Annotated in this window: 13 protein-coding genes and 1 pseudogene; 10 read left to right on the forward strand and 4 right to left on the reverse strand. The window is 51.0% G+C overall.

Features of this window, described 5'->3' with window-relative positions; genetic code table 11:
- Positions 1–60: 60 nt before the first annotated feature.
- The 4 genes and pseudogenes from AC27KL_RS09790 (at position 61) to AC27KL_RS09805 (ending at position 2,152) form a co-directional block, all read left to right on the forward strand.
- A complete protein-coding gene (locus tag AC27KL_RS09790) occupies positions 61–294 on the forward strand; it encodes a hypothetical protein (protein WP_339321891.1) in 234 nt (77 codons plus the stop codon).
- Positions 295–576: a type II toxin-antitoxin system RelE/ParE family toxin gene (locus AC27KL_RS09795; RefSeq protein WP_339321890.1), complete on the forward strand. Its 282-nt coding sequence runs from the start codon at positions 295–297 to the stop codon at positions 574–576.
- Between the two features lie 108 nt (positions 577–684).
- Positions 685–1,350 (forward strand): annotated as a pseudogene (locus tag AC27KL_RS09800) (IS3 family transposase); the annotation flags it as partial.
- A gap of 109 nt (positions 1,351–1,459) precedes the next feature.
- Entirely contained in the window at positions 1,460–2,152 is a 693-nt protein-coding gene (locus AC27KL_RS09805) for a response regulator transcription factor (RefSeq protein ID WP_339321889.1), read from the forward strand.
- Positions 2,153–2,394: 242 nt separating this feature from the next.
- Here the strand turns inward: AC27KL_RS09805 and AC27KL_RS09810 are convergent, their stop codons facing one another.
- From AC27KL_RS09810 to AC27KL_RS09820, 3 genes are all read right to left on the reverse strand, one after another.
- Complete coding sequence (locus AC27KL_RS09810) at positions 2,395–3,828, reverse strand: SpoVR family protein (RefSeq protein WP_339321888.1); 1,434 nt, start codon at positions 3,826–3,828, stop codon at positions 2,395–2,397.
- Positions 3,829–4,257: 429 nt separating this feature from the next.
- Positions 4,258–4,515, reverse strand: a complete 258-nt coding sequence (locus tag AC27KL_RS09815) for a CPBP family glutamic-type intramembrane protease (protein WP_487169550.1) — start codon at positions 4,513–4,515, stop codon at positions 4,258–4,260.
- Positions 4,516–4,568: 53 nt separating this feature from the next.
- Entirely contained in the window at positions 4,569–5,096 is a 528-nt protein-coding gene (locus AC27KL_RS09820; RefSeq protein ID WP_339321885.1) for a CPBP family intramembrane glutamic endopeptidase, read from the reverse strand.
- Between the two features lie 244 nt (positions 5,097–5,340).
- Here AC27KL_RS09820 and AC27KL_RS09825 point away from each other — a divergent pair, with 244 nt between their 5' ends.
- Together AC27KL_RS09825 and ybiA are read left to right on the forward strand one after the other, a co-directional pair.
- The gene (locus tag AC27KL_RS09825) at positions 5,341–5,769 is read left to right on the forward strand and encodes a DnaJ family domain-containing protein (protein ID WP_339321884.1); all 429 of its coding nucleotides are present in this window, start codon (positions 5,341–5,343) and stop codon (positions 5,767–5,769) included.
- Positions 5,770–5,804: 35 nt separating this feature from the next.
- Positions 5,805–6,386: a riboflavin biosynthesis intermediates N-glycosidase gene (ybiA, locus tag AC27KL_RS09830; protein WP_339321883.1), complete on the forward strand. Its 582-nt coding sequence runs from the start codon at positions 5,805–5,807 to the stop codon at positions 6,384–6,386.
- Positions 6,387–6,474: 88 nt separating this feature from the next.
- Here ybiA and yhbH read toward each other — a convergent pair whose 3' ends face one another.
- Positions 6,475–7,632 (reverse strand): sporulation protein YhbH, encoded by a 1,158-nt coding sequence (gene yhbH, locus AC27KL_RS09835; protein ID WP_339321882.1) that lies wholly within the window; start codon positions 7,630–7,632, stop codon positions 6,475–6,477.
- Positions 7,633–8,022: 390 nt separating this feature from the next.
- Between yhbH and AC27KL_RS09840 the strand changes: the two genes are divergently transcribed.
- The 4 genes from AC27KL_RS09840 (at position 8,023) to AC27KL_RS09855 (ending at position 15,660) form a co-directional block, all read left to right on the forward strand.
- On the forward strand, positions 8,023–8,970 hold the full coding sequence (locus AC27KL_RS09840) for a copper amine oxidase N-terminal domain-containing protein (RefSeq protein ID WP_339321881.1): 948 nt from the start codon (positions 8,023–8,025) through the stop codon (positions 8,968–8,970).
- Entirely contained in the window at positions 8,955–12,281 is a 3,327-nt protein-coding gene (locus AC27KL_RS09845; RefSeq protein WP_445164702.1) for a DUF5704 domain-containing protein, read from the forward strand. Before AC27KL_RS09840 ends, AC27KL_RS09845 begins: the two co-directional genes overlap by 16 nt.
- 165 nt (positions 12,282–12,446) lie before the next feature.
- Complete coding sequence (locus tag AC27KL_RS09850; RefSeq protein ID WP_487169551.1) at positions 12,447–12,989, forward strand: YcxB family protein; 543 nt, start codon at positions 12,447–12,449, stop codon at positions 12,987–12,989.
- A 376-nt stretch (positions 12,990–13,365) separates the two neighbouring features.
- A complete protein-coding gene (locus AC27KL_RS09855) occupies positions 13,366–15,660 on the forward strand; it encodes an AraC family transcriptional regulator (RefSeq protein ID WP_487169552.1) in 2,295 nt (764 codons plus the stop codon).
- Positions 15,661–15,692 lie beyond the last annotated feature (32 nt).

Below are 15,692 nucleotides of genomic sequence, written 5' to 3' on the forward strand. Positions count from 1 at the left end.
AATTCAGCTATGAGAGTTATGCTTAGCAGGCTAGCGATATCTTCGAAGGAGGTTGCAAGGATGAATTTTAGTCTAAGAGCTCCTGACGGTACGGTGATTGAATCGTATCATAAAGACCGCAAAGAATTTATTCGGATTGATGGCATGGAATATGAAGTGTACAATCCGGTAGATGATTTAGATTCCGACCCTGAGATTAGACAAATGATCGAAGCTTCTGAAAAGGACATTCACCAAGGAAAACTTTACTCGACAGATGATTTGATTGAAGCGGTAAAGCGTGGTGAAGTGTAATTGATTGTTCAGTGGACCGAAACGGCAGTGCGCCGACTCCATCAAATCAAGAGCGATCATTACACAGAACAAGAAACGGTGGAATACAAGATTAATCTCATTCGACGCGTAGAAGATAAAGTGATTAGGATGGGAACGACCATGCCATCTCGGGAATACCGTAATATTTTCTACTGCATGGTTGACCGCTATATTGTGTCTTACAAGGTGCTGAATAATGGTGAGCGATATGTGATTACCTCTTTCAAGCACGGGGCAATGAAGCGCACTTTTAAATTTTAACGAAAGCCGGATCCATATTAAACTGTACCCTATCGAGAAGACACTTTAAAAAAGTCTCTCGGTAGGGTACTTTTGTTTATAAGCAAAACGATGGGGAGGGGGAATTGGCGGATCATGAAAAAATACGGCATTTTGTGCCCTTTCAGGAAGGCAAATCCCTATAAGAGAATGATGAAAGCTACTCATGAGCACCGGGTCGTTCCTAACCTGCTGAATCGGGAATTTAAGCAGAATGTTCCTGGTAAGGTATTGCTGACGGATATCACCTATCTATTCTACGGTTCAAGTAAGAAAGCCTATTTACCAACAATCAAGGACAGTTCAACCAATGAAATTCTGGCCTATCATGTATCAGACCGGATCACAATGGACCTTGCGACAGATACCCTTCTTAAGCTTAAGAAAAACAGAAGCTTTAAAAAGGCCGATGGTGCCTTCATTCATTCTGATCAGGGATCTCATTATACACATCCGGATTTTCAAAAAATGGTTAAGAAAATGAAATTGAAACAATCCATGTCCAGGCGGGGAAACTGCTGGGATAACGCCCCTCAGGAATCCTTTTTTGGCCATTTTAAAGATCAGGCCTCCATTAAATCTTGTTTGACTTTGAACGAGTTAAAACAGGAGATCAAGTCCTACATGACCTATTACAACCACTATAGATATCAATGGAATTTAAAAAAAGATGACCCCTGTTCTCAATACAGAGATCATCTTCTTCAATCTGCCTGGGCTTTTTTAAGAATGTCCTTTACAAGCGGTACAGTTTAGGCTCGGGAGCATGTTCTTTTTTGATGCAAAATTTCCACATCCGGACACCATTCATTATAATAGGTACAACCGGAAAAACGGCTGCTGCAGGCAGCGGGAGGGCTGACTGATGAATCAAAAAAAAGTGCTGGTTGCAGACGACGAGGAAAGCATCCGCAGCGCTATCGTATATGCATTGAAACGCGAAGGGTTTGAGGTCGCAACGGCGGCGGATGGGGAGGAGGCCCTGCAAAAGGCCGCTTCGTTCCGCCCCGATCTGATCGTCCTGGACGTCATGATGCCCAAACTGAACGGCTACGAGGTTTGCAGGAGGCTGGAACATGAGAAAGGGCTTGGCATCCTATTGCTGACGGTGAAAAACGATATCGTCGACAAAGTGCTCGGACTCGAGCTTGGCGCAGACGATTTCATGAGCAAACCGTTCGATATCCGCGAGCTCGTCGCCCGTGCCAAATCGATCGTCCGCCGGCTGGACAAAGGAAGCGACGGGACGTCTTCGCCCGACTCGGAGGTATACCGCCTCGAAGGCTTAAAAGTCGATACGGTCCGGCGAACGGCGGAGATGAACGGCGAACCGATGGATTTGACGCCGAAAGAATTCGACCTGCTGGCGCTTTTGGTGTCCCATGCCGGACGTGTATATACCCGCGAGGATTTGCTCGATCTCGTATGGGGGATGGCGTATTTCGGCGGTACGCGCACCGTGGACATCCATATTCAGCGCCTGCGCAAAAAGCTTGGGGACGCCCATTATTTGTTGCAAACGGTATACGGGATCGGGTATAAGGCGATGGAGAAATAAGCGGAACGTGGGACGGACAAAAAATAAGCAACCTCGCTTCCGGTGTAGACCGAAGCCAAGGTTGCTTATTGCCGTTGCTTGTTTATGAGGGCTGCAAGAGGCTCTAAGTCGACGAGGCCTCGCCTTTTCTCTCTCGCGTACTCCGCCTCATTGCAAAAATGGCCTTGCGCCGGCTTCTTACCGGGCAAGACCACTTTTTTTCTTCGTACCTTTGGCTTTTTCTTGGCCTTAAAACCCAAACATCACACAAACTTGCGGTGCAGCTTTTTGCCGTCGTACGAAAACATCACTTTTTTATCTTCGATCACCGTCTCGAGATGCACCGTGCGTCCCCACAGCTGATACACGTAGGGCATCGTGCGTTCCATGTATTTCAGGTCGAGTTCGGTGCCTTCGTATTCATGCCGGATGACCATTTCCCCGTTCCGCATGTAATCCCCGTCGGACACGACCAGGTACGGGTTGCCGCCGTTGACCCTGGAGACGACGAGCTGGTCGCGGACGCGTTCCCAGGCTTTGTCGGTAATTTTCCATTCCGGGCCTTTTTTCTCGAATACGTATAAATCCAAATCATCGGTCAGTTCTTTCGTCAAATAGTTGCGGATAAAGGAAATATCGGAATCGTACTCGCGTACCTCGAATATTTTTTGGCGCCCCTGCCCGGGTTTGCGTCCGGCAAGCTCCTGCTCTTCCCGGGTCGGGTGATCCCAGCGCCGCTCGATATCCTCGAAAATTTTCAGCCCCAAATAATACGGGTTCAGGCTGTTGCGCGACGGCTGCACGACGGAGGCATTCAGTTTGGCGAATTCGATCGTTTCCTCGCTCGCGAGGTCCAGCTCCCGGATGATGCGCTGATGCCAATACGAAGCCCAGCCTTCGTTCATGATTTTCGTTTCGATTTGCGGCCAAAAATACAGCATTTCCTCGCGCAGCATGCTCATGATGTCCCGCTGCCAGTCCTCCAGCACTTCGGAAAACTCCTGGATGAACCACATGATGTCTTTTTCCGGTTCGGGCGGGAAACGGCGCGGGCCTGGTTCGCCTTTTTCTTTGTTTCTGGGCTCATCCAGGCTCCACAGATCGTCGTATTCGCTGGTTTTCGGCTCGCGTTTGGCCGATTCTTTTTGTTCTTTGATTTTGTATTCCATGTATTGCTGCTTATCGAAATGCTGCGGTTTGATGAGCTGCGGATCGACATGCTCCTGGATGCTCAGGACGGCGTCGATGAAATTTTCAACGGCTTCGGTGCCGTATTCCATTTCGTAGCGGCTGATCCGTTCGGCCGTGGCCGACATGCTCTCCACCATGTTGCGGTTGGAAGCGGAGAAGCGGTAATTGTTTTTGAAAAAATCGCAGTGGGCGAGGACGTGCGCGACGATCAGCTTGTTTTGGATCAGGGAATTGCCGTCGAGCAAAAACGCGTAGCAGGGGTTGGAGTTGATGACCAGCTCGTAAATTTTGCTGAGCCCGAAGTCGTATTGCATCTTCATTTTGTTGAAGGTTTTGCCGAAGCTCCAGTGCGAGAATCGGGTCGGCATGCCGTAGGCGCCGAAGGTATAAATAATGTCTGCCGGGCAGATTTCGTAACGCATCGGATAATAATCCAGGCCAAAACCGTCGGCAATTTCCATGATTTCGCGGATGGCATATTCGAGTTGTTTGATTTCATCGCTCATGAGTAAGTAGCTCCTTCCCAGTGTCCAGAAGAACGCCGGTAAGCGCCGAACGGGTTAAAATCATGATGTTACAGCTTTACGGGATGGATGCTGCGATTAGCGCCGGGGGCGGTTCTCCTTGAAAATCCTCCAGTACATTGTATGCAGCGGATGTGCGATTTAATAATGCAACGATGGACGATTGTCCTGGATGTGAATTTGATTTGACCATTCTCTAAGCGTTGCACGGTTCATGTCAATATGCTGCAGGATGACGTACGGTCGAACATCTTCAAGGATTTTCAGATATCGCTTTGCAAGTTGTTTAACTTGGAAGCCTAATATATAGAGAGCCGATTCCAACCGGAGTCGGCATTTTTTGTTCCAAAAATTGAAGCACGGTTCCGCCTGAAAAGTCCCCCAGTACATTGATTGCAGCGGATGTGCGATTTAATTATGCGAGCCTGGGTTCGGCTTGGTTTCCACAAGCAGCTTCTTCCAAATCCATATGGCAGCGACGGCCCAAACTACGATGGTCACGATCCCGCTTTCTCCGGCGACGTAAGACCAGCCCGCGGATTTTACGAAAAACAACTGCTCCAGCCAGCTGCGCGACAAATTGATGATCATGTGAATGACGACGGCCGGCCATACGCTTTGGCTCCGCCAGCGAACCCAACCCATAAAAACCGACAAAGGAAAAATCATGACAGTAAACAGCAACAAATTGATCCAGACGTTCCCGTCCTCGTTATAGCCGTTCAGATAAAAGGATAATGGAAGCAGGTCCACACGGCTGCGGTGATCAGGATCGATTTTTTGATGCCGAACGCTTGGGTCAGTCTGGGCTGCAAATACCCGCGCCAGCCGATTTCCTCCCCGAAGGAAAAAATGAACATCATGATCAGCATGACCGGCGCCCAGGAGTTCCGCGTGATATACCCTACGTATTGGGGAACGGTAAAATGGGCCGCGCCTTTGGCGAGAAATTCGGCGGAAGGCAGGTCCACGATGCCGAAGGCCCAAGCGCCGAGAAAACCGACCGTAATCGGAACGATCGACAGCAGTGCAGCCGCGTACCATTTCAACCCGCCGATTTTGGTGATGCCGAGCAGCTTCAGGGCTTCCTTTCGTCCGGGCAGGACGATGAGCAGCAGCATGACGGTAATCAGGGGCGCGAGCTGGCTGATGGCAACCAAGGCCGTAATTTTCGATAGATTGGCAAGCAGCGTCAGCAGTAACACAAGGATGCTAAAGGCCGCACCGGAGAAAGCAAATGATTTATTCATAGGAAATTCGTTCCTTTCATGTATGTGTTGGACCCATTGTAGAAGACGATTATCAAGAATTTATAAAGACGCTGGATTTGGATCGGATTTTTTTCGAATCCCGTTCTCCGGCTTTTTAGAATTTGAAAAATTTTCAAATATGGTTTGGCGGCCTGCCGCACGCCCCGTGCTACAATAAAATTGAAAATGCATCATTTTTAAATTCTTGAGGTTCATCCATTTTCTTGAAATGAGGTGGCGCGTTTTGGACTGGAATGACCGTAAAAAGAAAGCGGCGCAGGAAGTTCAGCAGCACACGACCGATGAGAGGCATGAACATCTATCCGCGCGGGAAGGCATGATCGAATCGGCTGTCGACGCATTCGCCAAAAACGGCGGGTTTAACGATTTGCCCGGCAAAGGAAAACCGATCAAAATCGAAGCAGGGGACGTGCTGACGTCCATCCTGAAAAACGCCAATGTTCAGCCGCCCTGGATCGAGCTCCGGAAGGAAATCGCCGCGGATTTGAAGCGGGTCGCAGACCGGAAGCCGTCGGTGGCGGAGATGGAAGCCGAGCTTGAAGCCATTAATCAGAAGATCCGGAAATACAATCGGCTGGTCCCGAATTCCCTCTTGCAAAAAGGGCTCGTGTCGGCCGCAAACGTTGAATCGGCTTGCGAGAAATGGGTTTAACCCGGCGACCACGGCTGAATGATGTAGGAGGTAACATGTATTCCATTCAAGAAATAAGACAGCAATTCCAAAAAGGCCGGAAGCTGAAATACGTTTTTTTCTGGGGGCATCAGCCCGCAGCAGACGGCAGCGTTACCAAAAGCTGTTTCAGCCAGTGGTGGCCCTGCAGGTTCACCGAGGACGGCGTCTCGTACACCAGCGCCGAACATTATATGATGGCCGGGAAGGCAAGGCTTTTTGGGGACGAAGAGATGCTGGAGCGCATTTTGGCGGCCAAACACCCGAAGCAGGCAAAAGACTTGGGCCGGAAGGTGAGAGGTTTCGATCCGAAAGTATGGGATGAGGAAGGTTATCGCATCGTCGTACGCGGCAACCTGGCGAAATTTTCCCAAAACGAGGAATTAGGGCAGTTTTTGCTTGGTACCGGAACGCGGGTGCTGGTGGAGGCGAGTCCCGTCGACCGCATCTGGGGAGTCGGGCTTGCAGCCGATGACGAGCGGATCGAAAATCCGCTGTTGTGGCAAGGAAACAACCTGCTCGGATTTGCTCTGATGGATGTCCGGGACCGGTTGCGGGCCGATGCCGACGGGAAGGGACACGGGGCATTTCTGTCGTAGTTTATCGTAACCAAAAAAGACGTTGCCCGGCTGCAATGCCTGCATGCCGGCAGCGTCTTTATTTATGATCCACCCGTCGTCTTAACTTTCAGTTCAGCGCGGCCTCCTGTTTGCGGAAAAACGTCCGCAGCGCCTGGTACACCTCGCCTTTTTCCTTGATGACATAATACATGAACTGATCCAGTTTAATATTGCGGTATGCCGACATCAGCGTGCTGCTGCGATTGTATTGGTTGACTTCGCCGTAACCGAACATGTTGCTGACTTTGAGCAGCTCCCCGATCAAGCGCACGCAGCGTTCGTTGTCGGAGGTCAGGTTGTCGCCGTCGGAAAAATGGAACGGATAAATGTTGTACTTGGACGGCGGGTAACGCCGGTCGATGATTTCAAGCGCTTTTTGGTACGCGGACGAGCAAATGGTGCCGCCGCTTTCCCCCCTTGTGAAAAAATCCTCCTCGGAAACTTCCTTCGCTTCCGTATGATGCGCCACAAACACGATATCCACCTTTTCGTACTGCCGCCGCAGAAAACGGGTCATCCAGAAAAAGAAGCTGCGCGCGCAATATTTTTCGAAGGAGCCCATAGAGCCTGAAGTGTCCATCATGGCGATGATGACGGCGCTGGAGTGGGGCACCACGACTTCCTCCCATGTTTTGTACCGCAGATCGTCCGGACTGATATGGTGGATGCCCGGCGTTCCGGACGTGGCGTTGCGGCGCAAATTTTCGAGAATGGTCCGCTTTTTGTCGATGTTGGATTGCATGCCTTTTTTGCGGATGTCGTTGAAGGTGATTGATTCGGTCTCCACATCCTGCTGGTCCTTCGGCTTCATGAACGGGAGTTCCATTTCCTCGAACAGCATATTTTCCAGGTCTTCCATGCTGACCTCGGCTTCCACGATATCGTATCCCGGCTGGTCTCCGGCTTTTTCGCCCTGTCCGGGCTTTTGCGCCGGATCCCGTCCCAGCACATCCCCTACCTGGCTGTCTCCGTCTCCTTGGCCGACATGCTTCTGCTTTTGGAAGTTATAAATAAAACGGTATTCGTCCAGACTCCGGATGGGCACCTTGATAATCTGTTTACCGTCCGACATGATAATGCTTTCTTCCGTAATGAGATCGGGCAGGTTCTGTTTAATCATTTCCTTCACTTTTTCCTGATGCCGGACTTGATCCTGGTATCCTTTGCGGTGCAGCGACCAGTCCTCCTTGGATACGACAAACAGCGAATGATCGTCAGATGGCATTGTTCAGCACCTCCCATATGCGCGTACTCGGTTAACGAATAAGCCATTATTAATCAAGTATATTCACGCGCGGGGATGATATGTGATACGGACAAAAGCAAATTCGCAAGTTCAAGCCATTGCAAAAAAATCCATATTCAGGCTCATTCCCGAGATTTTCGACTATTTATGACAAATATTTCAAGAATCTTGTAGTATAATGCAATTGTCCTATGATTTAGGACGGATCGCTCATAAGTCTAGCATGACCAATTACATAGCTTTTGAGGGGGTGTGCTCCAGATCATTCACGTGGGCAAGCAGTCCCGTAGGATAAGACAAGATCAAAGTAGATTGATAACGGAGACGGTTGTTGGACAAGAAAAATGTGATTGATAGGGAGTGTAATGGATGAAAAAAATCGCGCCATTATGTTTGGCAGGAGCTTTGTTGTTATCCGGCGGTTTGTTTGCGAACGGTTCCGCGACTGCCGCAGCTTCATCGACGGGCAATATTGAAGTGTTGTTAAACGCCAAAAAGATTCAGTTTCCGGACGCGAAACCTTATCAGGATGCGCAGGGGAGCGTCATGGTCCCGATCCGCTTCGTGTCCGAAGCTTTGGGAGCCGAGGTAGGCTGGGAAAAGGTAAACGGCCAAATGACCGTGTCGGTGAATAACGAAAAACATAACGTCCAGATGACGGTCGGGCAAAAGGTGGCCAAAGTGGACGGACAGGATAAATCCTACGGCACCAAAATCGAGCTGAAGCAAAACCGGACGTTCGTTCCGCTGCGCCTGGTGAGCGAGGGACTGGGGCAGCCGGTGGAGTGGGACAAGATCGGAAGATGGGTGTGGATTGGGGAGAAGAAGGCCCCGACGCTGGAGGAGTTAGGGTTGAAGCCGGTGAGTATAGAGCCGTATAGGAAGTGGTTTACCAAGAAGCAGTACCTGCTGAAGAATTTAGAGGATCAACCTTATAAAAGTACATTAATTTTTAAAATTACAGATCTTCCGACATCGTTAGTACGGGATATTTACAGCATTGAACCTTACACTGATCCTAAAACAAAGGTACCGTATCTCAAAGTAAGAGCAAAAACTACATCTGGAGCTGGTAATTTATTTTATTTAACCAATAAAAACGACATTCGTTATCGAAATCCGATTGACTCTTTAACAATCAATAACGGTGATGGTACTAAATACAGCTTTTATAAAATATGGTCTAGCGCCGACGAAGACCTTGACGGTATCGTTGATGATAAACGACTTACGATAAAGGACATCGAATATATTGGGTTTCGCTTTGGCTCTCCAGATTATATTCCTATGATGATTAGCCCATGGAAAGGAAAGTAATGGCCGTGGGACGAATACTGAAGCGAATTACTGCCATATCTTTAATTGGGCTGCTGCTCTTTTTGCAGATGCCCCTTTCTCCATTTCAAGTACAGGAAGCGTACGCGGCGACCGAAATTACTCCGCTCGGATACCATAAAGAAAGCAATTATCGATATTTCGTCGGCATGATGTATTACGAAATGTGGAGGAGCACGGATGGATCTTGGACGGATGGAGGACGACAGCCGAACAAAGGAATGCGAGGCGAGGCGACCTTCACCTACAAATTTCAGTTTCCTAACCGGAAGATAAAGAATGTTGAAGCACGGATTTATAAATATCCTGCCGATCCGGAAGTTTATTTTCAAGAATCTAGATCGGATTCATACTCGGATTATGGAGACGCAGTAAGCATCGGTACAACAGATGCAGACATAAGACCATTCAGCAAACAGGGAATTGGAACGGATACGACGACCATCCCGATCACAGTAAATATGCTTCTTGATGCTGCCAATCCAAGAGATGTAAAAAACGAGCAATGCCCCACATGTGCTCCTGAAGTCAGAGCATACCGGATTTTTGTCCCCATGCTCTTCAAAATCGAACTCGCCTCCCAACTCAACGTCAAATACTTCACGACCGACGCGAAGCCGCTAAACGTTTTTACGCCGCGGATCGATGAAGAGATGGTCGTAGGGAAGGATTATTCCTTCACGCCGCCAACGCATCCGGATTACGAATACGTTGGATTTAAAAAATCAACGACGGACGCTTCGCCAAGCGGCAATATCACGCCGGGGAATCCGTATTCCTTTACTTACGACGGCACCTTTGAAAAGTACACGCTGTTTATGTATTACAAAAAGAAGGACGGCACCGACAACGGCTGCCCTCCCGGCCAATCCTGCGAACCTGAACCTAAGCCACCGGCGGAACCTACATGCACCAAGCCTGCTCCTGCCCAGACGGTGAATGGCAAAACGATGGACCCGAACGTGTCCGCGGTCATTAAAGCCGACAGCAGGGGGAGCGAGAAGTTCGACGTGCTGCAGGGGATTCCGACCTCCGAGAGCTTGTACGGGAACGTGAAAGCGAAGGAGTATTTATACCAACATGCCTTCACTCAGATGAAAGGCGTCTGCACGTTTGAGGTCAAGGTGAAAAAGACGTACATCCTGGAATGGGACCCGGGCAAAACAGTGCCGAACCCCGACGGCAAAGGCAGCCATGAAGAACCCGACCCGCAGCGCGAAACCGAAGACAGGGAGTACACCTACACGATTCAGCGCCCGTATTCTTTTTGGAAAATCGACAATCTCGAAGTTTATGATATCGATCGGGCCACGCTGACCAACTACGCCTGGGATACGGTGACGATTCAGCCGGCCGGCTATCATCCGCCGGAATATGCGGCCACCCAGGACGGGAACTACTTCCCGCCGGACCCGCCCGGGACGCTGACCGCTCCCTCGGAAACCAAGTCAGGAGGCAAAACGAAACCTAGCGTGCCGAACGAGCAAGGCGCTTTTCAGGGCATGGCGGAGCAGGCGGTGAAGAAGGTAGAGGTCCAGAACGATTCTTTGGTGTTCAAAGGCCAGACGATCATCAGCGGCGCGCGCACCCAGGAAAACGGCCCGACGCCAAGCCGGATTCCGGAGCCGACGATGATTAACGACAACGTTTTGTACAGTCCGGGACATGTGATCAGCAAAACGAAAACGAACAAAAACAGCCAGCCCAGCACTGGCGAAATCTTTTACAACCTGATGGACGGCAGCATCAACGGGGGTTCGAACCGATCCTTCCCGATCCCGGGCATCAACCCGGTGACGGTGCATACGCCGGTCGTCATTTACGCCTCCACGACGGATGATCGGGCGCATAACCAAAAAACGAATCCGGCCGCCGGCCGCAACGCGACCATATTGGACCGGCCGTTTACGATTTACATGCCGACCGGCGGACAGCACCGCAACATTCCAGGATACGGCAACCGGGACTACGCCAAATACATCCGGGACAAGCAGGTCAAGTTTCCGTTTGATGTGTATACCGCCGATAAAAGCCGGTTTATTCCGAAAAACACCTGGGTTTCGATTCCGGTCATGCAAACGGCGGAGACGTTTTTTTTGCCGGTGTGGGTGGACGAAGGCTTTTACGACATCCAGTTCCGCACCATCGCGGAAAACGCTCCTCCGGACTATACCTCCGAATCGCACGCCAACCTGAATTTGGCCCATCATGCGGCCACGGACGTCATCCCGGTGGACGTGATCGGCAGGCTGTATGATTTCCATGTGACCGATATCGCCGATTATAACTGGGAAAAGGTATTCCGCACCCAATCCGGCAGCGCGAATCCAACCGGGGTGTCCTACTGGGTCGGCCAAAACCTGATCGACGGGGAGCCCCGCGGCAATAAAGCGGTGTATACGCTGCCGATAAGGCCGGGAAGCCATCCGCTGCAAGGTTACAAAAACGTATCGGTCAAAACCGGCTACCATTTCAAATTCGATTTCAAAACCAAAGGCAACATGTTCGGGCCGCTTGACGGCATCCGGATCACGCCCAGCTTTTATTTCGTCCGGAAGGACGGCAAAGCCGTCAACGCCAAAGGCGACACCCGCATTCCGGTAGACCTTTATTACAACACCAGCAAAAACAACTTCGTCAAAATCGGCTCGGCGCAGGACCAGGTCAAGCGTTACGTCATCCTGAACGACCGGCTGCGCAACGTACCGGCCACGGAGCTCCGCGATACCGCCGACTACAAATACGGGCATTACGGACAAGCCGGCAGCATGGGCAAAAACGAATATATCCAAAACTATATCCAGTCCTTTACGAAGCAAAAAACGCCTGTCGGCAGCTACAGCCTGCTCATTTTGCCGGAACAGCTCCGGACGTTTCTCAGGCTGCAAGGAAACATCCCGGCGTCCGTCGATCCGGAACGCGCCCATGTTTCCGTGCAAAAATGGTACGGGGAATACTCCCTGCCGGCCGAACCCTTCGTGGTGGAAGCGGGATTGAACGTGGCCGAATACGGGCGCACGCACGGCGGGCTGGACAGCAAGTCTCCTATTTTTCTCAAAAACGGGTATATCATCGTGAACTTCAACATTGAATCGATCCAGCAGGGGAATTTGAAAAATCCCCATCTGCAATACATTCATGCCCCGCTGATGAACCAGTGGCAGCTTGAAGGTTTTAACCGGAGCATCCAGGATGCTTACGGCCATCGCTTTGCGCTGAAAGACGGCGATATTCTCTTTTACCATGCGGACAAATCGAGCCGGGACGACTTCAGCTCCCAGGTTCCGCATTAAACAGGCAAGGAAACGGAGGCAAATCCGAAGGTTTTATGGAAACTCTACGGGTTTGCCCCGGCCTCCCGGCCTAAACTTTGGGCTTCCGCGTGACCGGCCCTAACCTCGCAACGTTTGCGTTGTTTTAGGAGTAAGGGGAAGTTTGATCCAAAGGAGGAGGACCGCTTGAATCATGAAATCATCGTTGAAGCCGCGCTGGAGTTGAAGGACGTGCAGGAGGTGAACCTCTTTTTTACGAGGACGTCCAGGTTGATGCTGGCTGTCGTGTTTTTTCTGATGGTCATCGGGATTGTCCTCTTGGTCGACGAGAGCCGGACCGGCATGGAGTTTATGATCGCGTTCCTGCTGGATGTTTTGCTCAGCGTCATTTTATGGTTCGCGTACGGGTGGAGCATTCGCCGGAAATCCGTAAAAGCGTTTTTCAGCGACCGGTTGATGCGGCAGCGCCATACGTTCATGTTTTCGGAGTCGGGCTTTCGATACGCATCCGAATCGGAATCGGCCAAGGTCCGCTGGAGCGATATTTATGAGGTGCGCGAATCCCGGAATTTGTTTTTGATTCTGCTGTCGTCGAGCCGGACGTTAATCGTGCCGAAGGATGGTTTTGCGACGGAACAGGATCGGGCGCAGTTCAGGGGAATCGTGGAATCGAACGTCAAAACCAGCCGGTTTCACTGGCGGAGGGAAGCGACAAGTAGCAAAAGTTAAAGCGCTTAAATTCACGCCGTCTCATGCGGTCGTTTTTTGCTTAAGAAAATGATGGTATGCGGCCTCCCGAAAGAAGGGATACGGTTTTTAGCCGGCGGTTTGCCTGTTCCATTGGGGGGCTCATAAGTACGTCATGTACGGAAAAAGAGGTGCTGAAAAAGAAGCGGGTTCCCAAGCCCATAAAATTAAATGTGCAATGCCGCCTTTCGCCAAAGCAAGAGCGTGCCCGGCAGGAAATGACTGTAAATACAACTGAATTTTCAACATAAGTTGTACGTACCATTTTTTCGCGCGAGTTGGTATAATATCCATTAACGATGAGAAAATGACCATCCTTGCCGCTTCACACGCCCGGTAAAAGAAAGGTGGTTGTCCATTGAGAAAAAAACGGAATCGTCTGTTGACTCAATTTCTTGCCTCTTATCTTCTCGTTCTTTTATTCCCTGTCTCCATCATCCTCGTTTATTATTATCCGCATTCAACCGAAGTCGTGAAGCAGCAGGATACGGATTGGAATACCCATATTACGGAACAATTGATGACTTCGATGGATACCTTGATGCGATATGTTTACCGCTTGCCTTCCGAACTCGTGCAAAACCGCGAAATCAAAATGTACGACAACAGCGACTACGGCCGGGTCCTGATTGCGAATGAAATGCGCAAATATAACGCCACGGACGGTCTGATCGACAATACCTTGCTGTACATCGAAAGCAGCGGTTATTTGTTCGCCAAAACAGGAAGCGCTTACAAGGAAGAGGATTTCGATAAGCCGGGCATCGGATATTATTACGAAACCTGGCCGCGCCGGGAAATGTTCGAGACGCTGCAGCATTTGAAAGCGCCGATGGTCCGTCCGGTCGAGGACGTCATCATCCCGGGCAGCAACCGCGTCCGCATGTTGACTTTTGCTTTCCCTTTGCCGGTCGGCGGATACGATCCGCCGGGCGCGGTGCTGATCATGGTCCGCGAAGACACGGTGATACGCATGATTCAATCCCTTTCCGAGAAATATACGGGCCGATTTTTTATCTTTGACGAGCAGGGCCGCCAGCTGCTGGCTTCGGAGAAAACGGATGACGCCGCAACGGAGGGGGTTCGCCGCCTCATGCCGGAACTGAAGGAGGGTTCGGAAGGAGGCGGCATTTACCGGGTGAACGGCAAATCTTACATCGTGTCGCATACGTTGTCGGGAACCAACGGCTGGCATTATGTAAGCATGCTGCCGGTTACCGATACGCTGCACGGCATTCGGACGATTCAGCGCAACACGGTGATTTTGATCGGGCTCATGCTGCTCCTCGAATGGCTGGTGATTTATATTTCGATCCGCAAAAATTACCATCCGATCAAAAGGCTCGTCGATTTGGCGGTACATATTTTCGAGCCTGCCGACCGCAAGCCGCTCGGCGAAATCGAAACGATCCGCTATGCGCTTGGCGAGCTTGCATCGGCGAATCATACGCTGGATGCAAAAGTGAAGCAGACGATTCCGATCATCCGGGAAAATCTGCTGTTCGAGCTCGTCAGCGGCCGGGCGCCCGATTGGGAGACGTTTTGCCTCGAAGCGGAGGCTTACGGCATCGCCTTTCCGCATCCGGCCATGGCTGTTGCGGTTTTGTCCATTGAAGCAGGCGGTACGGCGGAAGGATCGGATGCCGGCGGGCAGGCGTTCGCAGGGGCGGCGAACCTGCTCCGGCAGATCGAAAAGCGGCCGGAGAAGGGACTTCAATGTTATTTTTTTAAAAGCATTTACAATCAGGAAATGGTCTTTATCGGTTCCTTTGCGCCTGATTTTGCGATCAAAGCATTTCTTGATGACGTGCGGAAAGAGCTGGAGGCCGAAACCGGGGGCCGCGTGTTTATCGGGGCCGGCATACCGGGCAAGCTCGAATCGGTCGAAGCGGTTCACGTATCGTATTTGCAGGCGGTGCGCGCATCCGAGCAATTGCGCTTCCGCCGCGAACGCCAGGTGCTTTTTTTCGGCGAGATGGAAGCCCCGAAGGCAGGAACGGTATCTTACTTCGCCGAACTGCTGCAATCGTTGGAGCTGTCGATATTAAAAAACGACGCCGCTTCGGTTCAATCCATCGTGGAGCGGTTGGTGGCCGGCATGGGCAGCGAAGGGGCGCCGCCGCATGTCGTGCGGAGCGTCTATTTGAACACGGTCAGCGTCATCCTGAACGGCTTGCACCGGTTCAGCCATGATGATGCCAACCTGCTCCGGCTGACGGATGCGGCATTTCGGCACCGTTATACGTTCGAACAAATGGCGGGCATCGTCAGGGAGAGCTGCGGCAAGCTGTGCGACATGATCCAAAGCACGCTGCCGTCCTCCCGCAAAGTTTCGCGGGACGAAATCGTCTGTTTTATCGAGCGAAAGGGGATGGAGCCTGATTTCTCGCTGCAGCTGATCGCCGACTATTTTCAGATGTCGCCCTCGAATTTCAGCCATTATTTCAAAAAGACTTTCGGTCAGAACTTCAAGGAATATATCGACTTGCAGCGCATTCAGCAATCGGTGCGGCTGCTGCGCGAGACGGATCAGACGCTGGATGAAATATCGCGCAAGACGGGATTCTCCAATACGTCGAGTTTTATACGTTCGTTCAAAAAAATCGTGGGTACGACGCCGGGACAATACCGGGAAACGCATAAGGCGGTGTGAAGGGGCATCCATACGGCGCGGCTACAGGAAAC

Source organism: Paenibacillus sp. YAE3 (assembly GCF_057546105.1).